General features: G+C 42.4%; 27 protein-coding genes. 14 read left to right on the top strand and 13 right to left on the bottom strand.

What is annotated here, in order from left to right:
* Positions 1–82 precede the first annotated feature (82 nt).
* The 3 genes from hypF to cysC all read left to right on the top strand — a co-directional run bounded on the left by hypF (position 83) and on the right by cysC (position 3,439).
* The gene (gene hypF / locus E3K36_03540; protein ID MCF6154327.1) at positions 83–2,395 is read left to right on the top strand and encodes a carbamoyltransferase HypF; all 2,313 of its coding nucleotides are present in this window, start codon (positions 83–85) and stop codon (positions 2,393–2,395) included.
* Positions 2,386–2,598, top strand: a complete 213-nt coding sequence (locus E3K36_03535) for a HypC/HybG/HupF family hydrogenase formation chaperone (protein MCF6154326.1) — start codon at positions 2,386–2,388, stop codon at positions 2,596–2,598. Before hypF ends, E3K36_03535 begins: the two co-directional genes overlap by 10 nt.
* A gap of 229 nt (positions 2,599–2,827) precedes the next feature.
* On the top strand, positions 2,828–3,439 hold the full coding sequence (gene cysC, locus E3K36_03530) for an adenylyl-sulfate kinase (protein MCF6154325.1): 612 nt from the start codon (positions 2,828–2,830) through the stop codon (positions 3,437–3,439).
* Positions 3,440–3,676: 237 nt separating this feature from the next.
* On the opposite strand, the gene E3K36_03525 is transcribed toward cysC, so the two are convergent.
* Complete coding sequence (locus tag E3K36_03525; protein ID MCF6154324.1) at positions 3,677–4,369, bottom strand: hypothetical protein; 693 nt, start codon at positions 4,367–4,369, stop codon at positions 3,677–3,679.
* A 649-nt stretch (positions 4,370–5,018) separates the two neighbouring features.
* Here E3K36_03525 and E3K36_03520 point away from each other — a divergent pair.
* Entirely contained in the window at positions 5,019–5,699 is a 681-nt protein-coding gene (locus tag E3K36_03520; GenBank protein ID MCF6154323.1) for a hypothetical protein, read from the top strand.
* A 749-nt stretch (positions 5,700–6,448) separates the two neighbouring features.
* On the opposite strand, the gene E3K36_03515 is transcribed toward E3K36_03520, so the two are convergent.
* Genes E3K36_03515 through E3K36_03505 form a run of 3 tightly spaced genes read right to left on the bottom strand, consistent with a single transcriptional unit; the run spans position 6,449 to position 7,965 of the window.
* Positions 6,449–7,528, bottom strand: coding sequence for a C4-dicarboxylate ABC transporter (locus E3K36_03515; protein MCF6154322.1), 1,080 nt, complete (start codon positions 7,526–7,528; stop codon positions 6,449–6,451).
* Positions 7,515–7,727 (bottom strand): type II toxin-antitoxin system VapB family antitoxin, encoded by a 213-nt coding sequence (locus E3K36_03510; protein ID MCF6154321.1) that lies wholly within the window; start codon positions 7,725–7,727, stop codon positions 7,515–7,517. The genes E3K36_03515 and E3K36_03510 overlap by 14 nt, the downstream gene beginning before the upstream one ends.
* A gap of 19 nt (positions 7,728–7,746) precedes the next feature.
* Complete coding sequence (locus E3K36_03505; GenBank protein ID MCF6154320.1) at positions 7,747–7,965, bottom strand: hypothetical protein; 219 nt, start codon at positions 7,963–7,965, stop codon at positions 7,747–7,749.
* Between the two features lie 371 nt (positions 7,966–8,336).
* On the opposite strand from E3K36_03505, the gene hypD reads away from it, so the two are divergent.
* The 8 genes from hypD (at position 8,337) to cobI (ending at position 16,111) form a co-directional block, all read left to right on the top strand.
* Complete coding sequence (gene hypD, locus E3K36_03500; protein ID MCF6154319.1) at positions 8,337–9,482, top strand: hydrogenase formation protein HypD; 1,146 nt, start codon at positions 8,337–8,339, stop codon at positions 9,480–9,482.
* A gap of 108 nt (positions 9,483–9,590) precedes the next feature.
* Entirely contained in the window at positions 9,591–10,601 is a 1,011-nt protein-coding gene (hypE, locus tag E3K36_03495) for a hydrogenase expression/formation protein HypE (GenBank protein ID MCF6154318.1), read from the top strand.
* A 195-nt stretch (positions 10,602–10,796) separates the two neighbouring features.
* Positions 10,797–11,765, top strand: a complete 969-nt coding sequence (dusB, locus tag E3K36_03490; protein ID MCF6154317.1) for a tRNA dihydrouridine synthase DusB — start codon at positions 10,797–10,799, stop codon at positions 11,763–11,765.
* A 127-nt stretch (positions 11,766–11,892) separates the two neighbouring features.
* The gene (locus tag E3K36_03485) at positions 11,893–12,054 is read left to right on the top strand and encodes a GxxExxY protein (protein ID MCF6154316.1); all 162 of its coding nucleotides are present in this window, start codon (positions 11,893–11,895) and stop codon (positions 12,052–12,054) included.
* A 333-nt stretch (positions 12,055–12,387) separates the two neighbouring features.
* Positions 12,388–13,158: a precorrin-8X methylmutase gene (locus tag E3K36_03480; GenBank protein MCF6154315.1), complete on the top strand. Its 771-nt coding sequence runs from the start codon at positions 12,388–12,390 to the stop codon at positions 13,156–13,158.
* A 277-nt stretch (positions 13,159–13,435) separates the two neighbouring features.
* Complete coding sequence (cbiD, locus tag E3K36_03475; protein MCF6154314.1) at positions 13,436–14,791, top strand: cobalamin biosynthesis protein CbiD; 1,356 nt, start codon at positions 13,436–13,438, stop codon at positions 14,789–14,791.
* The gene (gene cbiE, locus E3K36_03470; GenBank protein ID MCF6154313.1) at positions 14,755–15,399 is read left to right on the top strand and encodes a precorrin-6y C5,15-methyltransferase (decarboxylating) subunit CbiE; all 645 of its coding nucleotides are present in this window, start codon (positions 14,755–14,757) and stop codon (positions 15,397–15,399) included. The genes cbiD and cbiE overlap by 37 nt, the downstream gene beginning before the upstream one ends.
* A 1-nt stretch (position 15,400) precedes the next feature.
* Positions 15,401–16,111 (top strand): precorrin-2 C(20)-methyltransferase, encoded by a 711-nt coding sequence (gene cobI, locus E3K36_03465; protein MCF6154312.1) that lies wholly within the window; start codon positions 15,401–15,403, stop codon positions 16,109–16,111.
* A gap of 17 nt (positions 16,112–16,128) precedes the next feature.
* On the opposite strand, the gene E3K36_03460 is transcribed toward cobI, so the two are convergent.
* From E3K36_03460 to cobT, 9 genes are all read right to left on the bottom strand, one after another.
* The gene (locus E3K36_03460) at positions 16,129–17,235 is read right to left on the bottom strand and encodes a PDZ domain-containing protein (GenBank protein ID MCF6154311.1); all 1,107 of its coding nucleotides are present in this window, start codon (positions 17,233–17,235) and stop codon (positions 16,129–16,131) included.
* A 151-nt stretch (positions 17,236–17,386) separates the two neighbouring features.
* Positions 17,387–17,791, bottom strand: coding sequence for a hypothetical protein (locus E3K36_03455; protein MCF6154310.1), 405 nt, complete (start codon positions 17,789–17,791; stop codon positions 17,387–17,389).
* Between the two features lie 339 nt (positions 17,792–18,130).
* The gene (locus tag E3K36_03450; protein ID MCF6154309.1) at positions 18,131–18,682 is read right to left on the bottom strand and encodes a DJ-1 family protein; all 552 of its coding nucleotides are present in this window, start codon (positions 18,680–18,682) and stop codon (positions 18,131–18,133) included.
* 46 nt (positions 18,683–18,728) lie between these two features.
* Positions 18,729–19,133 (bottom strand): peptide-methionine (R)-S-oxide reductase MsrB, encoded by a 405-nt coding sequence (gene msrB, locus E3K36_03445; protein ID MCF6154308.1) that lies wholly within the window; start codon positions 19,131–19,133, stop codon positions 18,729–18,731.
* Between the two features lie 520 nt (positions 19,134–19,653).
* Positions 19,654–19,917: a hypothetical protein gene (locus E3K36_03440; protein MCF6154307.1), complete on the bottom strand. Its 264-nt coding sequence runs from the start codon at positions 19,915–19,917 to the stop codon at positions 19,654–19,656.
* Between the two features lie 3 nt (positions 19,918–19,920).
* Complete coding sequence (locus tag E3K36_03435) at positions 19,921–20,403, bottom strand: hypothetical protein (GenBank protein ID MCF6154306.1); 483 nt, start codon at positions 20,401–20,403, stop codon at positions 19,921–19,923.
* A 249-nt stretch (positions 20,404–20,652) separates the two neighbouring features.
* Positions 20,653–21,078 (bottom strand): aminoacyl-tRNA hydrolase, encoded by a 426-nt coding sequence (locus E3K36_03430; GenBank protein ID MCF6154305.1) that lies wholly within the window; start codon positions 21,076–21,078, stop codon positions 20,653–20,655.
* Between the two features lie 255 nt (positions 21,079–21,333).
* The gene (locus E3K36_03425) at positions 21,334–21,786 is read right to left on the bottom strand and encodes a peptidylprolyl isomerase (GenBank protein ID MCF6154304.1); all 453 of its coding nucleotides are present in this window, start codon (positions 21,784–21,786) and stop codon (positions 21,334–21,336) included.
* Positions 21,787–21,897: 111 nt separating this feature from the next.
* A complete protein-coding gene (cobT, locus tag E3K36_03420) occupies positions 21,898–22,959 on the bottom strand; it encodes a nicotinate-nucleotide--dimethylbenzimidazole phosphoribosyltransferase (protein ID MCF6154303.1) in 1,062 nt (353 codons plus the stop codon).
* A 144-nt stretch (positions 22,960–23,103) separates the two neighbouring features.
* Here cobT and E3K36_03415 point away from each other — a divergent pair, with 144 nt between their 5' ends.
* Positions 23,104–24,855 (top strand): type II/IV secretion system protein, encoded by a 1,752-nt coding sequence (locus E3K36_03415; protein MCF6154302.1) that lies wholly within the window; start codon positions 23,104–23,106, stop codon positions 24,853–24,855.
* A gap of 38 nt (positions 24,856–24,893) precedes the next feature.
* Complete coding sequence (locus tag E3K36_03410; protein MCF6154301.1) at positions 24,894–26,636, top strand: pilus assembly protein PilB; 1,743 nt, start codon at positions 24,894–24,896, stop codon at positions 26,634–26,636.
* Positions 26,637–26,798 lie beyond the last annotated feature (162 nt).

Below are 26,798 nucleotides of genomic sequence, written 5' to 3'. Positions count from 1 at the left end.
TATACTTAAGACTCGTAAGTAGGTAAGACATTTCTTTATTATTGACCAGAATCAAAATTTACTGGTAGTAAAGGAAGTTCCCATGCTGGAAAGAATACAAATTTCTGTCAGAGGTCTTGTTCAAGGGGTAGGGTTTCGTCCTTTTATCTATAATCTCGCTACAAAGTTTTCATTAGCTGGTTTTGTACAAAATGACACAAACGGTGTTTTCATAGATGTCGAAGGCCGTAATGAATCTATAAAAGAATTTCTTGACCACCTTATGAAATCACCACCTCCCCACGTTATTATTGAAGACATCCGCTATAGGTCATTTCCTCCAAAAGGTTACAAAGAATTTGTCATCGAAGAAAGTGCTATAAAAGAAGGCGATACTACGATAGTTTCTGCCGATATTTCGATCTGTCAGGATTGTTTCAATGAAATGCACGACCCGACAGAACGGCGTTATCGTTACCCCTTCATTAACTGTACCAATTGCGGCCCCCGTTTTACTATTATAAAAAATACCCCTTATGACAGGGCCAATACAACGATGTCAAGTTTTACTATGTGCCCGGATTGTAGGAAGGAGTATTATGATCCCCAAAATAGAAGGTTCCATGCCCAGCCCAATGCCTGCCCTGTTTGTGGTCCTCAGCTAACATTATACAGTAGCAAAGGCTTGAAAGTGCATACACTCGACCCCCTTTCTACTGTTTGCACCCTTCTGAAAGAGGGAAAGATTGTTGCTGTGAAAGGGATTGGGGGATACCATCTGGTCTGTGACGCAATGAATAGCATGGCTGTTTCTCTGCTGAGGAAAAGAAAGAACAGAAATGACAAACCATTTGCCGTAATGATGGAAAACATCGGGACTATAAGGCAGTTTTGCCACATGAATGGCAAGGAAGAGACTCTCTTATTATCGGCACAAAAACCTATCGTGCTGCTGAGAAAAACGGGCCGTTGTGCGCTTTCCCCAGAAGTTGCCCCTGAGCATAAATATCTTGGTGTAATGCTGCCTTACACCCCCCTTCACTATCTGTTACTAAATGAATCAGGACTTCCCCTCGTGATGACAAGTGGAAACATGCGCGATGAGCCAATCGTTTATAATGACTCAAGTGCCTTCGCAAGGCTCAAAGGTATTGCAGACTATTTCCTCATGCATGATCGTGAAATCTTTATAAGATGTGACGATTCGGTTGTAAGAGTAAACGAAGATAAAGAAACGATCATCCGCAGATCGAGAGGTTATGCACCATTTCCACTAAGACTGCAATACACTATTACAAGACCTATCCTTGCCTGCGGGGCATTTCTGAAGAATACATTCTGCCTGGCACATGGAAACCATGCTTTTATAAGTCATCATATAGGAGACCTCGAAAATACAGAAAGCTTACACTCTTATGAGTTAAGTATCGAACATTACAAAGATCTTTTTTCCATAGAGCCGGAGATAATTGCATACGACCTTCATCCGGAATACCTTTCCACCAAATATGCCCTTACTCAGAGCGACAATATTTTAAAAATAGGAATTCAACACCACCATGCCCATATTGTAAGCGGTATGGCTGAGAATGGCATTAGCCATAAGGTTATTGGTGTGGCATTTGACGGATTAGGATACGGAGACGATGGCAACTTGTGGGGAGGGGAATTTCTCATTGCGGATCTTTCAGGTTACGAAAGGGTTGGTTACCTTGATTATGTGCCCATGCCCGGCGGAGAACAAGCAATCAAAGAACCATGGCGTATGGCTCTTTCGTATCTTTATCAAATTTATGGTGATGCTATCTCACAGTCCTCCCTCCTTCCTCCTCTCCAGTTTGCTGCGCAAGCAAAGAAAAACTTAGCAATACTTTTTAAGATGCTGTCACACCGTATTAATTCACCGTTAACATCAAGCATGGGGAGGCTCTTTGATAGTGTGGCTTCAATACTTGGCTTGCAGCATTCCGTTAACTACGAAGGTCAAGCTGCAATAAAACTCGAATTAATTGCGGATGAATATGAGACTGGAAGCTACCCGTTTTATATTGATGTCATTGAAGGGGCACGCTTCAGCATGCCCTTGCACATCGTTCAATGGTGGCAAATTATTGAACATATAGTAAATGATCTGAAATCTAAGACTGCAAATTCGGTAATTTCTGCGAAATTTCACAATACTATAGTAAATACGGCACTTCAGGTGTGCACAATACTCCGTGGCTGCCTGGGTTTAAACGACGTCGTTCTGTCGGGTGGAGTGTTCCAAAACAATTTCCTTTCCAGCCGGCTTATCCGTGAACTCTGTTCAAACGGTTTCAAGGTATATTTCCATCAAAAAATCCCATGCAACGATGGGGGTATCTCATTAGGACAGGCAGTTATTGCCAGCGAAAGGTGTAAGACATGTGCTTAGCAGTTCCCATGAAACTTATTAAAAATAATGGCATCACCGGTGTGGTCGAACTTGGCAGCCTGAAAAAGGAGATCGGGCTTCAGCTTTTAGAAGATGTAAAGGTTGGTGATTATGTGATCGTCCATGCAGGTTATGCTATTCAAAAGTTAGATGAAAAAGAGGCGGCTGAAACGATCGCATTGCTTGAAAGTTTTTTGCAATAATGATTTTTTTACTGAGATATGCCGCATGTTTAAATACCTTAGAAACCTGTATTGCCATATCCTTTGTATAAAGCAGGAAAATAGTTTGCATTTTCAGACAAGTTCATATAATATTCAAAACTTTAAAAATAATATAAAAGACCTGTTTTGAAGCATAGTTGTGATAGTCAAAATTATAGAGTTTTAGAAGTTTTTATTTGACGCATTAATACTTATAAAAGGAGATGACATGACAGTGCAAAAGGCTACCAATATCAAATGGCATCATGGCAAAATTACCAAAGACGATAGAATCAAACTCATGAAACAAAAAGGGGTAACCATCTGGCTCACAGGCCTGTCAGGTTCGGGAAAGTCAACAATTGCGGTTGAGCTTGAGCATGCCCTCCTTGAAAATAAACATCTGGCGTATATACTTGATGGTGACAATATTCGTCACGGTCTCAATAAAAATCTTGGTTTCTCACCCGAAGACCGTACGGAAAATATTCGGCGCATTGGCGAGGTGGCAAAGCTGTTTACGGATGCAAATATGATAACCATAACGGCCTTTATATCGCCATACAGACAGGACAGGGACAATGTCAGGAAACTCCTGAAAGATGGGGAATTTGTAGAGATTTATGTAAAATGTCCCCTTGAGGTCTGTGAACAGCGTGATACAAAAGGGCTTTACAAAAAGGCACGCGCAGGCGAAGTCAAGGAATTTACCGGCATATCAGCACCGTATGAAGAGCCTTTGCATCCTGAGTTGATGATCGACACCTCAAAGATGACCGTTGAGGAATCAACGAGGATAGTATTAAATTATCTTGAGGGAAAGGGGTATGTGAAGTTTTGAGGAATGTGGCTGGATGTAATACAGGTAGGTTGGATTCACTTCTTTAACTAACAATTCAAATATCTCTGTCACGCGCAATCGTAGCCAAATTGACCACCCTACTCCCCTCCTTCGCAAGGAGGGGACAAAGGGAAAGCAAAAACTTGTCTTTTTAAAAAAGGAGAAAAAAACTAAAAATCTTTTATAATGCTGAACCACGCGCGCTTATTAAACTCTTCTGAACCATTTAAGGGTAATTCATACCCTGCAAGCACACAAAGTTCCTGGCAAAGATCCCATCGAAGCCCCCGGCAGGAGATCGACGAAATATTGTTCTTCTTCATCCAATCCAAACCCCTTATGCCCGTTTAATTCAATAAAAGGCGTAATACCATGCAAAACAGGATTTTTGTGTATGGTAAAAGTTTTTGATACCGCTGCGCCGTAAAGAAAATCCATATCGGCATCTTCTTTGTTGTTTCCACTTGTGGGAACATCCACACCCAAAAAGGTATGGAGACTTATGAGATGTCCCAGGTCTATCCAGGAGGCAAGTTGTTGACCGAGAGTTGTTATTCCATCACCCAACTCACGATCCTCATCACCGGTGGGAATATTGATTAAGGAACCTGTAGATAACGATACCCTATCATTCTCAACAAGCATGGCTCTCAGAGCAATCCTGGTATCACCAAATCCTACATTATCGGTATCTTCAACGGTATTGACATGCAGTACCTTTGGCTCAACATCAACCTTGAAACGAAGAGTAAGAGGCAATTCTAAGGCAAATGCAAACTCATTGACATCCGCTTCACCATGATGTTCGTCATCTATATAAATATAGTTAAAGCGAACTTCCCTTTTGAAGAATGCCGGCGTAATGCGCAAAAGTGGCACTCTCGGCGCCTTGAATTCGGTTTCTTCACACGTCTGCCGGGTGTAAGCCACCCCTCAAAAAAATTTAGAAATCCAAGATTTCTTTTTATACCATGATGTTCAAGCGGTGTTTTTAATAGCTCACTCGTAGATGTATTCCCCTTGATTTGATGGATTTTTTCTTCGTGCGCAAAACCTTAGGCTATTTCCGTAATGAACAAACCCAGCAAACATAATAAAACTGTCATACGACAAGGCATGTTTCTTCTCCTTTCTGCATATTAAAAATGATCGCCTCCGGACAGTAAACATTCTATAGTTGATTTTCATTCAAATTTAAACTGGGAGCGTTCCCGATTTTTTGTGATTTCTGCTGGTTTTGGTGAAATGTTGCAGAGTGTTAACCCTGACAGGGTTTAGAACCCTGTCAGAGTTGTGTCGTCCTGCCCCCATGAACAGTTACAAAAAATCGGGAATGCTCCCATTTAAACCTTCGTATTAAATCTGTTGTTTAAGATATTGTCAACAGTCCAGATCTAAATATTTTTCCAAATCTTCCGATAATACTTAAGCTTAAGCCTATATTGAATACTTTAGACAGCTATTGAATATTCTAGAATACATGGGAATACTTGAGAATATCTTAACATGTATAATTAATGTCGTTAAACTAAACAAGATTTTTCTTGTAGCAAAAACTCCGGAAAAAAGGAGAAAATGTATGTGGTTGACAATAGGAAAAAAGGTGAATAGCAGTTTTGTAGTAATAACTTTGATAGTAACGATTATCGGTGGTTTGGTTTTGCATCGGATAACGGACTCTACAGCACCTAACCAGACAATATTAAAGATGATAACACCATCCATGATCGGAGTTGAAACTCTTTGTGGATTAGCCTTTAGCACAGTACAGGGTTCTATTTCCTCTGGAAATGAAAGATACATTCAAGACCTTGAGAATAGAAATAATGTTGCACGTCTTTATTTTAATCTAAACCTTGCATCCTTGTGTAAATCGATAGATGAAAAGGCAGATGAACTATTAACTATTCTTGAGGGTATGCCATATTCAGAGATGGCAAAAGATGCTCAGTTGGCTACGGCACACTTCAGGGCAGGAATAGCACATTCTGGTTTTGCAATATCGGAATTTCTGAAAATACCAGATGAAGCATATGTAAAGGAGTATGAAACTGCAGTCGTTTTGCGTAAGAAGGGATTAGCCGACTTGCAGGTATGCTCAAAATGGTTAACCGGCAGTGCTCAGGAATTAATTGATAACCTGCGAGACGAGGATGAACAATTTATGAACCATGCGAAAAGGGTGTTTGAGATACAGAGGGGAAATGATTATCAATTTAACCCAAAATATCTGGAGGAAAAATTCGTATATAATCCTTAAAAATACAAGAAGGATACGATCTTTTCAGATCTGCGTCGTCTTTCAAATCACTGGAAATCCATTGCTTCAATGCCTGCGCTAAGTTTGACAACGGTCTTCATTGTCTTCCAATCTCTCTAATAGGCCGTCTATGTTGTCCAAATACAGCGCTTCTTCATTCACTTCTTCCCATGTGATACCGTATGGGAAGACGGCAGGAGTACAACCCGCGATATAAGCAAATGTCTCATCTGAATTTTCGCAATGTTTATGCACAAATTGTTCCTGCTTCCTATTCTGCCTTGCTTTGATTTGATTTGATTTGATTCTCCACGGACTGTTTTATTTTTGCAACATAAGAAGGATCGAGTTTAACGTCCAACATTTGTCGTTCTGTTATAGCACAGAGTCAATCCACCCCAAAATGGTTCTTATAGCCTTTTAAAATATTCTCCCTTCGTATTTGGGAAGCCAATGTCTCGCAGCTTGAAGTCTTCACTCCCTTTTCATACGCTTGTGGCCCGGAAGCAAGGATTTCTTCTTTTTCTTCCTGGCCATTATTATCTATTGCGGTAACCTATTAAATTTTCAATTTCCTTTTCTAACATTTCCAATTTTCTGACATCTGGCGGGGTCTTGTCACTTTGCATATCTAATTGTTGCCACTCTTTAAGAAGGTTGAATTGTTATCATTATTGCATTGTTTTGCCTCATTTTCGGCAAAACCACCGTGGGCGGCGTATAAGTGACCCCTTTTGGCTTTCTTTTAATCAGTTGTGCTTATGTATGAAAGCGATCAGGCGACCCACAAGTAAGTAAACCAGTCCGGCGAAGGCGGCCAGCCAGGCCGACAATGCGATATACACAAAGTAGCGCGGAATCACGTGCAGAAATTCCAGTTCCATCGCCTGAGCCATCTGGAATGTACAAGCGGTATACATGCCCAGAGGAAAGATCGCTCCCCAATATAAGGGATCGTACTTCAATGGGAATCGCTTGTAGACATACCTCCACGCAGCCAGAATAAAAAGCATGGGGATCCACCACGTCCCGGTCGCCCAAAAAAATACCGTGAAACCCTTCAGGAAGGGGAGCAGCGACCGAAGGAATGGAGCGTCAGGAGAGTTGATAATCAACAGAGAACCGGCAAGCGTGGAGATGGCCATTGCGCCCATGTTGATCCAGTAAGGTGGCGTCAGGTCACCGGGAGAAAACCTGAAGAACGTGTAACGGTAGAAAATAAGGGAAATCATCCAGATGTAAAGCATGCCGCCCCACAACCACATGGACAGGGCAAAGAAATTTACCTCAAGCTTATACGGTTGTTCCCAGTGTGATGCTATGAGGGCGCTCAGGACAGAGATCGACTGGGTGGAAACGACAGCAAGCAGCCACGCACCGGTAATGCCCTCGTCCAGAAGTGGCTTATTCTCCTTAATGGTAAATGCGGTAAAAATGGTGTAGGTCAAAGCTATCCAAAGGACGATTCCCAGAATCCATAAAAATATTGCTACCCGGTAGTTCCCTGAGATCAACACAAACTGGCTACCGAGAACGCAGGATCCGGCAATGGACGTGAAGAAACCCGGACCCCGTTTATGGTCGACCATATCGCTGAAGAACAGGCTTCTGAACCAAATGACTCGCAGCACATTTAAGAACCATAAGACCAAATAAACGATGATATTCAGCCAGAACAGGGCAAAAGCGATAAATGGCATCCCTAGCAAGTGGGCTGCAAGGGAAATAATACCTGTAGCCATGACCATTGCGAAATAGGCTGGAGACAAATCCTTTACTCTCTCTTTCAAGCCATTCTTGAGAAGTGAATAAGTGTCAACATGAACCATCGTATGTGCCTGCCGCTCTTCTACGGGATATTATCTCTAATTTCTTTTCAGTTCCCCCCAGTTTCGTAAGTCTCCTGGCACTTTCCCCAGTGATAAGAGCTACGAGGCTGAGCCTGACCAGAGACGTCTTTTCTTTACTACCGGTCAACTTCGCTGCCTTATCAAGCAATTCATCTTCTATGTTTATTGTTGTTCTCACCGTATTTCCCAGTGGTAAATTATTCTCCACTTTCCTGCAATACCATATGCGTCCCACCGCATTTGTTGCAATGAAAAGCGCCTGGCTCAATCTCTCCGTGCTCATACATAGTTGCCAACTCCATTGCATGTTCTTCCGTGTTGGCATACGCAACGACGGTGTCTAGTTCGGTGTAAATCTTGTAACAATTGAATGGATGTACCTCCCCGTCTACAATTGCATATAAATTTTTGCTCATATCTCCCCCCGTCCTGAGTATTTTTAAAAACTACCCCCAGAGTACACTAAGAAATCTATGAAAATCAGCAAGTTACAAATTTTATAACCGTATTCCACCGTGTCTATTATTTCAGTGCTCAGCATACATGATCTTCACTGCTGATATTAACACGCGCAATAAAACTATACAAAAATACACTAGAATAAACAATATGAAATTGCCTTGAATCGGCTGAGATTAAAAGTAAAATCAATAAATGGCTCACAAAAGAACATTATACTATATCACCCCCTATCCCCCTCGTTAAGGGAGGGAAAATACCCTCACCTTTCTTGGGGAAGGGTCTGGGTGAGGGTTATTTTTGTATCGATACAAACATTGATATTTCTATGAAATACATTGATGAGTTTCGTAACGGGACTGTTGCAGCGGGCATATCCAAAAAAATTGCTTCCCTTGTGGAAGGTCACGACAGGATTACCGTTATGGAGGTATGCGGCAGCCATACCATGTCAATATACCGGTATGGACTTAAAAATCTGCTCCCCAAAAATCTGCGATTACTCTCCGGGCCCGGGTGTCCCGTTTGTGTTACTTCTACGAGTTATATAGACACTGCCATAGCAATGGTACAGAAAACAAATTCACGTTCTGTTTCAGAAAAGGAAGTACTGGTAACCACATTTGGGGATATGATGAAGGTCCCCGGGTCTTCTTCGAGCCTTGAAAAGGAAAGAGCTAAAGGGGCAGCAGTTGCAGTGGTTTATTCTACCCTTGATGCTTTACGTCTGGCGGAGAAGCATCCGGATAAACAAATCGTATTCCTGGCTATAGGCTTTGAGACCACTGCGCCAACCATTGCAGCATCGATTATTGAAGCGGAGCGGAGAAGATTAAAAAACTATTTTGTTCTTACAGCACATAAGGTAATGCCACCAGTTATGCAGGCACTTCTAAAAGATAGAGATTTGGATCTCGATGGATTTTTATGTCCGGCACACGTAAGCACCATTATCGGATCGAGACCATATGAGTTTATAGCGCAGGAATTTCATATTCCTTGTGTAATCGCAGGTTTTGAACCATTAGACATATTGCTTGGAATATACATGCTCATTGAGCAAATTGTAAAGAAGGAGGCAAGTGTCAAAATTCAATATTCACGGGTAGCAAGAGAGGACGGGAATCAGAAGGCACTTTCTTTATTAGAAAGGGTTTTTGAGCCCTGCGATGTTGAATGGCGCGGACTTGGGCTTATTCCGAAAAGTGGCCTTAAATTAAGAGGTGTTTACGCAACGTATGATGCCCTCTCGGTATTTCGGATTTCGGATTTCGGATTTCGGATTAATCCAGAAATCCGAAATCCGAAATCCGAAATAAATGGCTGTATCTGTGGTGATATCTTGAGAGGTATAAAAATGCCATCCGAATGCAAACTTTTCAAGAAGGTTTGTAATCCTGAGCATCCAGTAGGTGCATGTATGGTTTCAAATGAAGGAACATGTGCCGCATGGTACAAATATGGTGAAACGTAACCCGAATAAGGCGATAAAGGCAAAATCCGATGCACGAAATTCGTGAGTCAACCCTGTCAGGGCTTAAAACCCTGACAGGGTTAATTTTATTCATAATTTTTGCTAAAAATGAAAAATACTAAGATAACACTTGCACATGGCAGCGGTGGGAAATTAACTCATGAGCTTATCAAGCAACTCTTTTTACCAAACTTCAATAACGTAGCCCTTTCTCAGTTAAGTGACTCCGCACTTTTACAATTAAACGGCATGAAATTGGCTTTCACGACAGACTCTTATGTTGTTAAGCCACTATTTTTCCCCGGCGGGGACATTGGAAAACTTGCGGTTAGCGGTACTATTAATGACCTAGCCGTTGTGGGGGCAAGACCGACGTTCCTTTCGGCAGGGTTTATTATAGAAGAAGGCCTTGAGATGTCGCTGCTTGAGAAGGTCGTACGTTCTATGAAGGAAACAGCAACAGGAGCTGGTGTTGATATTGTAACCGGTGATACAAAGGTTGTTGAGAAAGGCAGTGCTGATAATCTCTATATTAATACCTGCGGGATAGGGATTGTCGATGACAGGGCAAATCTTTCCCCATCATCCATTACAATAGGCGATAAGATAATCATGAGCGGTACGATCGGAGACCACGGGTTAGCAGTCCTTTCCGAGAGAGAATCTCTGGGTTTTAATCCCTTGATTCAAAGCGATTGCGCCCCCCTATCCAGCATGATTTGCAAGCTAATCGCTTCAGGTGCAAATATAAAATTCATGAGAGACCCCACACGGGGAGGTCTTGCAACCACGCTGAATGAAATAGTAAATCCACAAAAATACGGTATCGTAATCGAAGAACAAAGCATTCCTATGAACGATAGCGTAAGGGCGTTATGCGAGATACTGGGATACGACCCCCTCTATATTGCCAATGAAGGAAAGGTGGTAATTGTTGCCTCAGCCGATGATGCTGTTAGGATACGTGATATACTCAGGGAAGACGATCTGGGCAAAGATGCTGAAATTATTGGAGAGGTCGTTGGAGATTCACATGGCAAGGTGTGTTTAAAAACTGTGATTGGGGGAACGAGGATTATTGATATGCTCGTAGGTGACCAACTTCCCAGAATATGTTGACCGTGAAAAAGAAAGAATCCACTTTGGTTTGTCATTCTATATGTGTTTCAGAATTTTTTTCGTGATTACTTCGTTTGGCCAAATAGTTACAAAAAAAATAAATGATATTTATCATCTCTATGTTATAATGATTTATTAAAAATACTTCAGTAAGCGTTAGTATTGATACTCTTTTTACAAACGTAAGGTGCGTTGATGAATCCCAGTTTCTCTGTAGGAAATATTCCCATATATGGGGACTTGATTCTCTCCCCTATGGCCGGTTTTTCAGATATTCCGTTTCGGCTTATCTGCCGGGAATTTGGTATGGCAATGAGTTACACAGAAGTAATTTCCATGGAGGGGATACTCTGGAAAAACAAAAAGACCTTCAAACTCCTTGATTTCAGGCCAGGAGAGAGACCTGTCATCTTTCAGATTCTAGGTAATGACGAAGACAGGATCGCCGAGGCCTGTCAAACAATAGAGACGCTGGGACCAGACATCATTGATGTTAATATGGGTTGTTCTGTATCGGATATAGCCGGCAAAGGTGCCGGAGCGGGACTCCTGAAAAATCCTGCCAAGATCGGTCGCATTTTTCATAAACTCTCAAAGACTCTCCGGGTCCCCGTAACAGGTAAAATTCGACTGGGATGGGATGACAAATCACATAATTACCTGGAGGTCGTCAGGATTCTTGAAGACAACGGCGCCTCTCTTATAGCCGTTCACGGCCGAACGAGATCGCAATTCTTTAACGGCAGGGCTAATTGGGATGCAATTGCTGAAATCAGGCAGACTGTAAAGATCCCGGTAATTGGAAATGGAGATGTAAAGTGTGTGGCTGATATCGAACGAATGAAAAAGAATACAGGATGCGATGGGGTGATGATTGGACGGGCCGCAATAGGTCACCCCTGGATTTTTCAACGTAAGGACAGGGATCAGATTGCACATTTCGATAAGATAGAAATTATCCGGCGACACTTATCGCATATGCTGGAATACTATGGAAGTGATACCGGTATTATCCTTTTCCGTAAACATGCAATCAAGTATATTATGGGCATGCCTAACGCAACGGAATTGCGCCCACGTCTTGTAACCTGCAATAGTTCTGAAGAAATTATCGATCTTATTGCATCTCATTTTGACCGTATTCAGAAACATGTGGCTGCGTAATTATTATTTCATTGTGGACGCTGATGAACACGGATTTTTAGTATTTTCATTTAGACAGGATTGACAGGATAGACAAGATAATACTGAGAATTAAAACAAGTAATTTTGTAAGATTATCAAATAGTAAATGCTTTACGGAGACTTAACAGAGAAGATTATAGAGAATCTGAATAAAATTCATGAAGTACAATTGGTTAATTATCTCAAAGCCGTTAATAAAGAAGTTGGTATACTTTTAAATTTCGGCAAAGAAAAACTGGAATTTAAGAGAAAAGTCTTAAAATTGTGAAAAATGGGACTAGTTGTATAAAATAGGTTAGATAAATGAAATCAAAATATCCTGTAAATCCTGTCTAATAACAGAAGGGAAAGTATGAAGACCGGTGTAATATTAATTTCGCATGGCAGTAAATTGAGTAGCGGCAACGACGGATTATTTAAGGTGACAGAGATGCTCCGCGCGATGAACCGATGGGATATCGTAGAAGCCGCCTTTCTGCAATTGGCAGAGCCAGGATTCCCTGAAGTTGTAAAAAAAACCGTGGAAAGTGGAGCGAATCGTATTGTAGTAATGCCCCTCTTGTTATTTAAAGGGAATCACGTCTATAAAGACATCCCGGAAATGCTGGAAATCGAGAAGAAGAAATATCCTCACGTCGAGTTTATCTATTCTAACAATATTGGCGCTGATGAGCGAATTGCCCTCATTGCGGCTGACCGTATTCATGAAGTGTTGATAGAAAAACAGTATGGGAGCAGGCAGCGTATCGAACAACCGCAAGCGATCGTTGACGAAAGTTTTGAAATTATAAATAACCTGGTCGATTTGGAGTCAGTACCCGAACTGCACAGACCAATTATCCAACGCGCTATCCATGCTACGGGTGATACAGAATATGCATATAATTTGGTTTTCCATCCCAGGGCAGTTGAAGCGGGCATTCACTCATTAAGAAGTGGTAAAAACATTGTTACGGATGTAAATATGGTGAAGTCTGGAATCAGTAAGAGCCCTGTTGAAAAATTTGGGGGCAAAATCGTTTGTAAGATTTCGGACAGATCCATTACTGACGAGGCTAAACGCTTGGGTAAGACCCGCGCCATCGTGGCTATGCAACATTCCATCGATGAGATGAAAGACGGTATTGTGGCTATTGGAAATGCCCCCACTGCCTTATTTGAGCTTATTGACCTGATAAAAAAAGGATTAGCACAACCCGCCCTGGTAGTTGGTATTCCTGTGGGCTTTGTAGGGGCAGTCGAGGCAAAACATGCGTTAAAGGATATTCCCATACCTTACATAACCAACACCAACCGGAAGGGTGGAAGCGCCGTGGCAGTGTCGATTGTAAACGCTATTATAACGTTGGCCAAAGAACAACGAGGAAAATAACAGGAAGGGATACGTGAGGAGAAAAGAGAAAGGAACAATCATATGTCAACCGGGAACGATTGGCCTACTACCAAAAAAATTTTCGGATTTACCATGATAATATCAAATCCACCATCCATCATAATTAATAGGACAAACGTCCCCGCTTGTCACGATAAGGCATTTCATTATTTATTTCTTTTTTTCTGTCATAAATACTGATAAGATATTTTTACCGTTAATGTGTATTTATGACTTTAAGAATTTAGGATCTAAATAAATTTTTAAAAAATTATTTATGCCTTTACAATTTGGCTACACAACGGGAAGTTGCGCCACTGCTGCGGCCAAGGCGGCTGCAATCGGGTTATTTAAGGGGAACATTCCTGATGAAGTAGAAATCGATACCCCGGCAGGTATTAAAATTAAGCTTAAAATACTCGATAAGCAATTATCAGACAATACGGCATGTTGTGCTGTACAGAAAGATGCCGGAGATGACCCGGATGTGACGAACGGATGTATGGTGTATGCACGGGTTGTTCAGGCTTTTAGCGAAACCATTGAAATTGATGGTGGTGAAGGCGTGGGTCGGGTGACAAAGCCAGGGTTGCAGGTACCTGTGGGTCATGCGGCGATTAACCCTGTACCGAGAAGCATGATTGAGAATGCGGTCAGAGGAGTTATTGGTAATAGCGCAGGAGCAAAGGTTATAATCTCAGTACCCAATGGAAAGGTTTTAGGAGAGAAGACATTTAATCCAAAGCTCGGCATCATTGGCGGGATTTCAATCATTGGAACCACAGGGATTGTGAAACCCATGTCAGAAGACGCCTACAAGACCTCTTTACTGTGCGGACTTGATATTGCTAAGGGAATTGGATACGAAACGGTAGCGCTGGTGCCGGGCAGTCTGGGTGAGCGCGCCATATTAAATCTGGTAAACATCCCCAAAGACCAGATCATTCAGATAAGCAATTTTGTTGGTTTTATGCTGGACGCAGCCCGAGAAAGGCGCTTTAAGAAGATCATTCTCGCAGGGCATCCGGGTAAATTGGTAAAGTTGTTACGTGGTGATTTTCATACACACAGCGCCGTCTCAAAACCTGCAAATGATATTCTCATTGATATTATCATTCAGCATTGTCACAACCAATTGACCACCCCTCTTTCCCCTCCTTCGCAAGGCGGGGATGCAGGGGAGGTAAAAACTTTCCAAAAAAAGAAGTTTTTACAAAGTACTACTATAGAGCCGCAGGTACAAAATGGGGATCAGGAATCGGGGGGCAGGGGACAGAAGCCCGAAGTGAGAAACCCGGCCCCTATAAGTGAACTCGATGAAAGCGAGAATACCTTACAAGGGAATACTACCTTTGAAAGTTCCCCTCTACCAAATGAAATATTTAACCGGCTGAAAGAGGTTTCAACGGTAGAAGGAATTGTTGAATTATTAAGAGATTATCAATGTATGTTTATAATGGATGAAGTTGCAGAGAGGGTTGAAGCAAAGGTACTCGAATTTTACCGGGCTAAACAGCCGTTCTCCACAATAGAGGTTGGCGTAATTTTATTTGATATGAAAGGTGCAATTATAGGTATTTCCGATAGTGCTCAATCATGGTTGAATCTTACAAAAACAAGGTCATTATCGTAGGGTGCGGACCGGGATTAAAGGCTTATATTTCACCGAAAGCCCTCTACAACATTAAAAAGGCAGATATCCTCGTGGGAAGCCGACGCTTATTAAAGCTTTTTCCCGGTGTAGATGCAGAAAAAATAATCTTAGAGAAGAATTATAGTGTCCTGGTAAAAAAGGTTGCCGACTGGAGTGCTAAAAAACAGGTTGTGGTTCTGGTGAGTGGTGATCCGTGTTTCTTCAGTTATGCAAAAACGATTGTAAAGAAGCTGGGTCGTGAATCTTGCACAATTATTCCTGGAATTAGCAGCATACAGCTAGCCTTTGCAGCCGTTGGGGAAAGCTGGGATGACGCCTGTTTTGTTAGTTTGCACGGAAGAAATGACGAATATGCCCAACTCATTAAAAAAGTCAGAGAACATGGGAAGGTTGGAATTCTAACGGACCGTGAAAATACGCCTGCCGTTATTGCCCGGCAGTTATTAAAAAGCGGAATCCAGGAGAGACAGCTGTTCGTGTGCGAAAATCTTTCCCTTCCTGAAGAATCTGTTCGTGAGACAGATTTAGTCTCAGCGGCACATTTAAAAACAAACGGCGCATCTGTAGTGATTATAAAAAAATATTAAAATGGAACCTGGTAACTTCTACGGCATTGGATTGGGTCCCGGAGATCCCGAACTCCTTACACTACAGGCGATTCATACCATTCAAAAGGTAGATTGTATCTTTGTCCCGAAATCTGATACGAAAGAAGATAGTTTAGCATTAGAGATCGTTAAGGATTATGTAAGAGGGAAAAGGGTAACCGAACAGGTCTACCCTATGACAAAGGACAAATCCATACTCAATACCGCCTGGCTTAAAGCCGCAGAAGAGGTTCATGCCGAAGTTGCAAAAGGATGCGATGTAGCTTATCTAACCTTGGGTGATCCCATGACATTCAGTACCTATATATATTTGCTGCGTCATTTAAGCGCCATGCTGCCAGAACACGTCATACATACAATACCCGGTATTACCTCATATAATGCCGCTGCATGTATGGCCAATTATCCACTATTGACGGGCGACGAGCAGCTGGCAGTGGTTCCCGTACCAAAGGACATTACGGAATTGCGTCCCATCTTAGAAGCATTTGATACAGTTATTCTGATGAAGGTGGCCAAGAAGCTGGACGAGGTGATTCAATTACTGGAAGAGATGAAGCTTTCTGGAAATGCCTTATTCGCCTCTTATATCGGGCAAAAAGACGCCTATCTTACTTGTGACGTCGTATCGTTAAAGGGCAGCGGAAGGGGCTACATGTCAGTATTAATCGTGAAGCAAGTGCGGCATTAATTCACTATTTAAAGCAATCATTGAACATCGACAGCTTCAAGCACAATATTCTTTTCGATAATGTTTTCGCCACGCAAAATCTTGACTCTGATTTTGTCACCTACCTCATAACGGGATATTTCTCTAATCAAATCATCCGGTTCATTAAGCTTTACCCCTTCAATCTCAACAATAACATCGCCCAATATGACACTTCCGGTTCTACTCCAGATAGTACCCTGTAAACCAGCTTTATAAGCTGCACTTCCGGGGAAAACTTCCATGATAATCGCCCCTTGTATTCCGAAACGTGCAGCAATATTTCTTGGTATAAGGGTAATTCCCAGTCCGGGACGTTCTACTCTACCTTTTACAATTAGTTGAGAAGCTATCCGATTTATTGTATCTACAGGAATGGCGAACCCAATACCTGCGCTGGTACCACTAGCGCTCAAAATTGACGTATTCATTCCGATGATTCGGCCAAAGGAATCAAGCAGAGGTCCACCAGAATTCCCTGGGTTAATGGCAGCGTCTGTTTGTATAACGTCAAAGATGGTTCGTCCGGTCATTGACTCAATGGTCCGACCCAAAGCGCTTATGATGCCCGTTGTCAGGGTTAAATCCAATCCAAACGGATTACCGAGCGCCAGCACTTTTTGCCCAACCTCAAGATTCGAGGAACTGCCAATCATTACTGGTTTTAACTTTGATGGGGGGGCATCGATTTTTAATACCGCGACCTCATGGTCAGGATCGGCACCTACAAGGCGAGCTGTCCATACGGAACCGTCATGCAACGTTACGTCCACCTCGTTCGCTTCATAAATCACATGAAAGTTTGTTACGACATGGCCCTTTTCATCCCAGACAAATCCGGACCCCGAACCTCGTGGAATCTTAAAGATATCGAGGGTAAACAAATCCCTGCGTACTTGTCTGTTCGTAATATAAACAACCGAAGAGGAGGCCGTTTTGAACACCTTTATCGTTGCAAGTTCATCTTCACTCAATTTACCAGGGGCCGGAGTTACATGCCGAAGTCCTATTTTTTCCTTCGATAATGACAAATTCGTCCTGCTTAAGGATATCAAAGTAAAAAAAACAATAACTAACGGTATTAATTTTTGATGTTTCTTATTCATTTGAGTGCCTCTTTTCTGAAAAATGCGAAAATTTTTTTCTTAGCGCCTATTGATATCTTTATTCTATAATCGTCGCCATGTTATTTTATGACATCGCTGGTGCCAAGCAGAATCAGCGGCCTGCCTCCTGGCAAGACACTTCATATTTTTACTACTTCATGACAAATACGCGTAACCTTTTCTTGCCAAATCGCAAGGCCTTTTTGTGCGATTCCATCCATATCTCTATTCGTCTCCCTTTGACCGCCTTGCCAACGTCTTCTGCCCTGAAAACCTTGTTCCCAAACCCTTCTATTTTTAACTTTGTTCCAAGCGCTATCATCTTCGGGTCCACAGCAACGGTACCGTGCGAGGCTACTTTTCCACTTTTGGTTATTCCATAGGCTTTATGCCTTGGAGTTTTCCCCGTGCATTTTTTGCAATTATCATAAGCCCTTACCGTCATAAGATACACTTCAGCCGAAACTGTTTTCAGTGGTAAAAGCATAAAAAAGAGTATATAAATAATCTGATGAATTGCATTGCCAGAAATCTGTGGTTTCAAACGTTTTTTCATCGGACTGATGGTTGCCTCACTGGAGCCTTTAGAAACGTAAAAAAACGACCTTCAACAGAATTGGTACAAACACTATTTATCCCTGCTTATGTTTGATCAGCCTATCTCTTGGCGAGACACTTACTATTCTATATTCTTAAAACGTAACATCTGTTTTTATCTTTTCTATAATTACCTTCATGGTATTTTATGACATAGCGGATGTCAAACAGAATAGGCAGCGCTACTCTGAAACCCGAAAGATATTTTAGATATAAGATTGAATTTTTTATTCCACTGAATCATAGTATTCCATTGTAAAAACTTCTTTTTTATGCAAAATCTATAGTTCAAAATCACCTAGGCAACAATCATTGCTTGTGCAATTTCCCTTGCTTTCGGCTCGCCATAGAGCAACTCTACCAATTTTAATGCAAACTCCAGAGCAGTCCCCGGTCCACGACTGGTGATGCACGTACCGTCCACGACTACGCGTGTTTCCGCAGCACTGGTATCTTCGAGTTGTTGGATAAAGTTAGGATGAGAGGTTGCTCGACGTTGACCCAAAAGACCGTGGTGCTGAAGTACAACTGCCGGAGAGGCACAGATCGCCGCATACAATCGTCCATCCAGCTGTTGACGCTTTAAGATTTTCTCCAAATCCTTCGAGTCACGCAGGTGTTCCGCCCCGGGCATACCACCAGGCAAGGCAATTAAATCATAGGTGCCATTCACACAATCTGCAATGAGTATATCAGCAACTAATTTCACCCCACGAGATGCAGTGACCTGCAATTTGTCAACAGAAGCGACAGTTACTGATGCACCTGCCCGCCGTAAGACATCAATGATGCACACTGCCTCTATTTCTTCCGTACCATCGGCAATGGGAACCAATACTTTTTTGGACATATCATGCTCCGACTATCTCTTTCTAAGAATTTTAGCTATACGTTTACTATTCGTCTTTTTTGTTAACAAAATTGAGTGAAGCAGAATTGATGCAATAGCGGAGCCCGGTTGGTGGCGGGCCATCGTTAAATACGTGTCCAAGATGCGCATCACACCGGCCGCACGAAACTTCTGTTCTTGTCATACCAAAGCTTGTGTCCGTAGTCGTTTTAATGTTTTGTTCAGAGATCGGCTCCCAAAAGCTTGGCCAGCCTGTTCCGGAATCGAATTTTGCCTCTGACCTGAACAAATCATTGCTACAACAGACACATTGAAATATCCCCTTTTCTTTAAAATTGTTGTATTTGCCTGTAAATGGTGGTTCTGTTCCTTTTTTTCTGGTGATCTTATATTGTTCCGGTGTAAGTATCCGTTTCCACTCTTCGTCGCTTTTGATTATTTTCTCAGGCATGGATGTCCCCTTCTTGTCAAAAACCTTGGAATTACTTTCTGCCAATGTCTCTGTTTGCTTTTCAGTGGTTTTGGCTTTATTGCATGCAAGCAAGCTACTTGAAAATAAAAACAGAATGAGAAGCAAACGGGACTTTACAAGTCTATTAGTCACAAAAAACTCTCTTCTGGATGTTCATGCTTCTTCTGTCCATGCTTAGACATCAAACAATTAGTTTCTCCCGCTCAATGGGGAGACAAGGTGGAGCTAGGGTGAAGGAGAACGGCTGATCACCCTCCCCTACCCCTCACATCAAGGGCAATGTCATTGAATTAAGATAATATGTCGCCCTTTCAGGGCTAAAAATATTATTAAATCCTTATCCCAGGGCTGACGCCCTGGGCTATACCCTGCCAGCCCTTCGGGCTTTGCCCAGAAGAGAAACACTCTCTCGCTTAATTCAATGACATTACCCGTTAAGGAAGGGAAAGTTGTAATTTGTGCTGCTGCCGAAAACCTGATTTAATCCCGGCAATAAAAGTCATCCTCCATCCTGACGGAAATCAATCAGGACGGGTGGTTTGAGTAATGGTTCCTCGAAAAGCCGTAGGGCTGTTTCCAGGACTGCATGTTGACGCTTTGAGTCTCCTGGTGTATCCAGAGGGTAGCCGTGGCGAAATGGCACGAACAGGGCACGTGGTGGGCGTACGCGTTCTGCAACCTCCCGCAAGAGTTGGATTGCTACTGTTGAGATTCCCTGCCGCTCCAGTTCTGCCGCAATCAGACCCACGGTCTGGTTACACATCGGTCAGACCGGAACCAGGAGAACTGCATCGACACCGTCATCTATCAGCAATCGTGCTACTTCAGGTGCCGTATATTGTATCAAACGTCCTGGCGCTGTGATCGAGCCCATAAAGGAAATATGCCGGTGATTTACTGAATCTATGCGTCCTGTCTTCACAAGTTCATTCACCCGGTCGATTGGAAAGGCAAGGTTTGGATCCTGGCGTATCCCGGAGTGATTAAAGGATTCGCTTCGATGCGTGTCAACCAAAGTTGCAACGTTAGTGTCATTCGGGATTTCACGAAAACCCGGATCACCCCCGCGAATAGATTCGTCGAATGGGGCCTGATTGGGGAGTACGAAACCTGCACTGGAAATCAGGGCTAACCGGCACCTGCTGAGCGGTTTGCTCAATGGCACCCATGGAACCGGATCAATCCGTCGCCACGGATATGCCTTAAGAAACAACCGCACTGGAATAGTAAACTCGTTCAGTTCACCCATGACGTATCTCCTTCAGTACCGATGATAAATAGTGCTTTTTTGCTGATTTTATAAATTTATTTTTAGGAATTTCAAACAAAAATTTCCTCCCCCTTAATCCCCCCGCTGAGGGGGACAGCCAATTGTCCCCCGCTGGCGGGGATGAAGGGGGGTGGACTCCTGTCAGGAAAATTTGTATTTATAAGTCGCCGAAGGCCTAATTCAAAAAGTAGCTGAAGACCTAATTTGCAATGTAATTACACAAATCCCTTAGTCCTCAGAACGGAGAATAGGCCGTCGCGTGCGTTTTGTCTCACCCCTGTGGCGCTTGGATTCCAAACGAAGCTTTTTCGAAGAAGACGTAGGCCTTGTTTTACGACGAAGTTTCGGCTTTTCAGCAGCCTTGTGAATCAATTCAATCAGGCGGTCAATCGCATCCTGACGGTTACGTTCTTGCGTGCGGAACCGCTGAGCGTTTATGATGAGTACACCATCTTCGGTAATACGCTTACCAGCGAGGCGAACCAGACGTTCGCGGACATCACCAGGAAGGGAGTGAGAGTTGTGCACGTCGAAACGAAGTTGCACGGCCGTAGCAACCTTGTTGACATTTTGTCCTCCGGGACCAGAAGAGCGAATGAATGCCAGCCGAATTTCATCCTCATCAATTGAAATAGTGCGTGTAATCCGGATCATGTTTTTTTTCTTGCCCACAATGAACAACAGGCGTGCGGTCTCCCGGCGCACGCATAGCCGCAACAAAAATTTTTACCATGGAGTGGTGGAGTAGTGCTGTGAAGATAATTCCTGTAATCCATTACTCCACTACTTCATACCAAAATAGATTTGCTGTAGCGATAGAAAACTTACACAAAAAGAAGTTTTAAAGGGTAATACTATAAATATTGGAGAAATCTCAGTGCTCCTGGTTTTTTGTCGGTTGAACGCCTTTCAACTCTCACTAATTGTAACCTTCGTCATGATATCCCCCTGGCGAATTGCATTGACAACATCCTGGCCGTCGACCACTTTACCAAAGACTGTATGCATGCCGTTGAGGTGTGGCTGCGGCGAGTGTGTAATAAAGAATTGGCTGCCGTTCGTGTTCGGACCGGCATTGGCCATCGAAATCACACCGGTGTCATGGGTCAGGGGATTGCCTTTTACTTCATCTTCAAACTTATATCCAGGTCCGCCTCTCCCACTGCCGGTGGGATCACCACCCTGAATCATGAAGTTGCTGATCACCCGGTGAAATGATACACCATCATAAAATCCCTCTTGGGCTAGGAAGACGAAGTTGTTGACCGTTTTGGGGGCGTATTTTGGATATAACTCTATTTTAATCGTACCCCTGCTGGTCTCAATTGTTGCATGGTAGGTTTTCTGTGGGTCGATCTGCATTGCTGGTGGGGTGCTCCACTGTTTGTTGGACAAGGTGACTCCTTTCTAGAGAAACATATTTTAAAAATCTAAATCTGTAAATGTTTTTATGAAACGCAATACTCTATCCTTCTATGGTATGTGTGGTTCTGAAACCCCGGCTTCATGAAATGTGGCCATTTCAGTTAATAATTTTACTCCTGCTTCTACCAGGTTCATACCCAAAGCGGCACCGGTTCCTTCACCGAGCCTCATGTTTAAATCGAATAATGGGATTTTGTTCAATAGCTTCAACATTATCCCGTGTCCCTTTTCTGCTGAAACGTGGGAGGCTATAAGGTATTTGTTTACTTTTGGCTCGATCGCATGGGCTATCAGGGCGCCAGCCGTCGAAATAAAACCATCCAGAATTACTGGAATACGATAACGAGCCGCGCCTAAACACAAACCAGCAAGTCCGCCAATCTCGTACCCGCCAACCTTCGCCAGTACGTCTATCGGATCATGAGGATTCGGTTGATTCGTATCGATTGCCTTTTTTATTACACGAATCTTTCTCTGGAACGACTCTTCATCCAAACCCGTTCCCCGGCCTGTTACCGAATCAGCATCCATTTGGCCTAAAACAGCAAGTATGGCGCTGCTCGGGGTCGTATTGGCAATCCCCATATCTCCCGTACCAACAATATCAATCCCTTCTTCAAGTTCTTCCTCAATCAATTCAATACCAGCCTCAATAGACCGAACTGCCTCTTCTCTTGACATTGCGGGGCCAAAAGCCATATTCTTTGTACCAAAGCCAACCTTCTTTATCTTTAAAGAAGGATTCTTTTCAACTTGTGATGCAACCCCGCAGTCAACCACAATCACCCTCGCACCGATATGACGTGTAAGGACATTAATAGCGGCCCCCCCTTCTATAAAATTCCGTACCATTTGTCCGGTGACTTGCTGCGGAAAGGCACTGACACCCTCTTCCACAACACCATGGTCACCTGCCATGGTAAATATTTTCTTATGGTTTATTTTGCAATTTACACCGCCTTTTATGGTTGCATATATCGTTGCCAGCTCTTCCAGTCTCCCCAGACTACCTTTTGGTATGGCAAATGTTTTAAATTTTGATGCAATTTCACCATGGGGATCCAAGTGAACCTCTTCTATATGATCCAGGGTATGTTTTAGTAGTTTCATTATAAAGTTTCTGTAATAAAGAAGTTATACCAATAACCTTGATTAAAGTTTTTTCAAATATGACCGATAATAATAGTTGATTAGTATACTATTTAAAGGAGTTGAAAATACAGATATTTTAAAAACAGTTATTACAGATTTTATATGTCAAAACAGTATATTTCAAGCAAATTTAACACAAATAATCACTCCCATCAGACAGAATATGCCTTGTTGAATGGTGGTATTATCAACGAGGAACAACTGGATAAGGCAAGGGAAATCCAGAAAAAAGAAGCTATTCAACTTGAAGAGGTTCTTGTTAACCTGGGATATACGACTTATTCAGACATCATTCAATGTCTGGCAGCCCAATATGATTTACCGGTAATCGATTTGGATAAAACCATAATATCTCCGGAAATGATATATTTGTTGCCAGTATCACTTATAAAGAAACATGGTATTGTGCCTGTTTCAAAAAATAACGGTAACATTACTCTCGCCGTAAGTAGTCCGCCAGACATTGGATTTATAGACAATCTGCGCTTTATGCTTAATGCGGATATCAAATGCGTTCTTGCCCCACCAGACACCATAAAGAACACTATCCGTAAATGTTTTGAAATGGAACCTTGTGAAACCGTTGATACCCTGCTGAAGGAACTCACAGTCCGTGAAACACCTGTCGGCGAGAGAGAGGTTGAACAGACAGATAAGCCACATGGGGAGGCGAAAGCAGTTGAAGATGAAGGTCCTGTTATCCAACTGGTTTCTTTGATTATCAATAAAGCCGTTGCCTCCCGCGCCAGCGATATTCACGTAGAACCCCTTTCCAATAGATTGCGCATACGATACCGTATCGATGGCGTATGCCAGGAGGTGGATGTTCTTCCGAAACATCTTCAGGATTCTATTATTTCCCGAATTAAAATACTGGCGAATATTGATATCTCAGAGAAGAGAAGACCGCAAGACGGGCGCATCAGTCTCAGACATGCAGGCAAAGAGTTGGATGTTCGTGTATCTTGCCTGCCGTCTATTTATGGAGAAAGCGTGGTCATGCGCCTCCTTGAAAAATCGGCAATCCTGATAAATTTAAAAAATCTTGGATTTTGTGAAAATGATTATAGGCTATTTTATTCCATTATCAAAAGACCGCATGGCATAGTGCTGATTACCGGCCCTACGGGAAGCGGCAAAACAACTACTTTATATGCTGCTATAAACGAACTGAATAAAACTGACACAAAGATTATTACAGCGGAAGATCCTGTGGAGTATACCCTTCCGGGCGTTAATCAAGGGGAGGTAAATGAAAAGATCGGCTTTAATTTTCCTACTATTTTAAGAACCATGCTCCGTCAGGATCCAAATATTATCCTTGTTGGTGAGATCCGCGATATCGAAACAGCCGATACTGCCATTGCAGCAGCCCTGACAGGACACCTTGTACTCAGTACTCTCCATACCAATGATGCCCCTTCTGCCATAACGAGACTGATTGATATGGGTATAAAACCCTTTCTTGTCGCTACGTCTTTGCAGGGTATCATGGCTCAGCGTTTGGTCAGGGTGATTTGTACAAATTGTAAGGAACCCGTTCAATATACCCCAGAACAATTGTTAGAAATGGGATTTGAGACAGAAACCCTGAAAGATTTTTCATTCTATAAAGGAAAGGGTTGCAAGAACTGCAATAATATAGGGTATCGAGGCAGAATGGGTATCTACGAACTGGTAGATATGAATGAAACTTTACGAGATATGGCCTACCGAATGGCTACAACAAATGATATCAGGGAGGTCGCCAGAACACTGGGAATGACAACACTAAGAGAAGATGGGTTGAGAAAGGTAAAAGATGGTAAAACCACTCTGGAAGAGGTGTTTAGGATCACGGGAATAGAAGATTAGCACAAACAAAGCCTTTAAAGTAATGAAATAGCTTGATTATGCAGATACAAGAGAACAAAAAGATAGATTTAAAGACAGGAGCAAAGATAAGGCTCTTAGGGCAGTTATTGAAAGACAAAGGATTTGTTACGGAAGACCAGATCCAGGAAGCATTGCTTGTTCAAAAACAGCGAGGTGGCTTGCTTGGTGACATCCTGGTCAGTCTTCATTACGTAACCAATAAGCAGATTATGCAGACATTGAGCGAGCACCTGGGGTTAGAGATTGTAACCATTGAAAACATGGAAATACCGGAAGAAATTATTCATCTGGTACCACATGCCATCGTTCATCTGTATCGTATAATTCCCGTAGGCTTTAAAGACAATATCCTCACTGTCGTTCAGGAAGATCCCTTAAATTTTGAAACCATAGATGATCTGAGATTACTACTCAGGTATTCGATAAAACCTGTCCTTTGCAACAGAGATGAGGTTCTTCGTGCCTTGGAGAAGTATTATCCAAAAAAGCATGAATCTGTGGAACAATTATTATCAGAATTTAAAAAGGACACGTCTTGTCCGGAAACTATCAATGGAGAGTATATTGATATTGAAGAACTCAGGAAGATGGCTGATGCTGCTCCTGTAAAGAAGTGGGTTGGTCTTATGTTTTTGGATGCCGTTTTGAACAAGGCCAGCGATATCCATTTTGAAGCCTTTGAAGACGGATTTAGGGTCAGGTACCGGATAGATGGCGTGCTTTACGAGAAGATTTCTCCGCCAAGACAATTAGGGATACCGATTACTTCAAGAATAAAGGTCATATCGGGTATGGACATTTCCGAACGCAAATTACCTCAGGATGGACGCATTCAATTAAATGTTGGTGGAACGCCCATAGACATGCGGGTTTCCACACTCCCTACGAAATACGGGGAAAGCATTGTCATGCGTCTGCTGAATAAATCGGCTGTATCGCTTAATCTGGATACCTTAGGATTGAATTCTGAAGAACTGAAATTAATGTGCCAATTACTGAATAAACCAAACGGAATAATCCTTGTTACAGGTCCAACCGGCTCGGGAAAAACAACAACCTTGTATGCAGCATTAAATTATTTAAACGATGTTGGCACAAAGATTATTACTACGGAAGATCCCGTTGAATATAATATTGATGGTCTCATTCAGGTACAGATAAATCCGTCTATCGGCGTTGTTTTTGCAAATTGTCTGAGGGCAATTTTAAGACAAGATCCTGACATTATTCTGGTTGGTGAAATACGGGATGAAGAATCAGCCAGAATTGCCATACAAGCCTCGTTAACGGGGCATCTGGTTTTCAGTACGCTGCATACCAATGATGCCCCTACCACGGTAACTCGTTTAATTGACATGGGCATTAAACCGTATTTGATTGCTGCTACGGTAGAGGTTGTTATTAGTCAACGGTTAGTACGTAAGATTTGTGTATCCTGTAGGGAGGAATACGAGCCTTCAGAAGAGTCTTTAATGGAACTCAATCTTACAAAGGTAGATGTTACAGGGAAAAAGTTTTTCAGGGGCAAAGGCTGTAATAATTGTAATAAAATAGGCTATAAGGGACGTATAGGAATATTTGAAATCATGGTTATAAACAACGAAATACGACGGTTGATTACCGAACACGCAAATACAAACACAATTAGAATGACGGCAAAAAAAAATGGAATGAAGATCTTGCGGGAGAGTGGATTAATGGCAATAGAGAACGGATTAACAACGATTCAGGAAGTTGTAAGGGAAACAATGTTAGTGTAATTTTACGGTAAGAGACTTGCAAGGCGAAACCCCAGATCAGTTAAAAACAATATGCAAGGTTTCATTGAAATGCTTCTATGAATAAATGGCTATAAGGTTAAATGTTTGTGTGGTTAATAACCATGCAGTCATTTGACCATCCAACATCGAAAACTTGACTCA

The organism is Candidatus Brocadia sp., assembly GCA_021646415.1.
GTDB lineage: Bacteria > Planctomycetota > Brocadiia > Brocadiales > Brocadiaceae > Brocadia.
The sequence above is the reverse complement of the archived record's forward strand: the minus strand, read 5'-3'. Positions and strand labels throughout refer to the sequence as shown.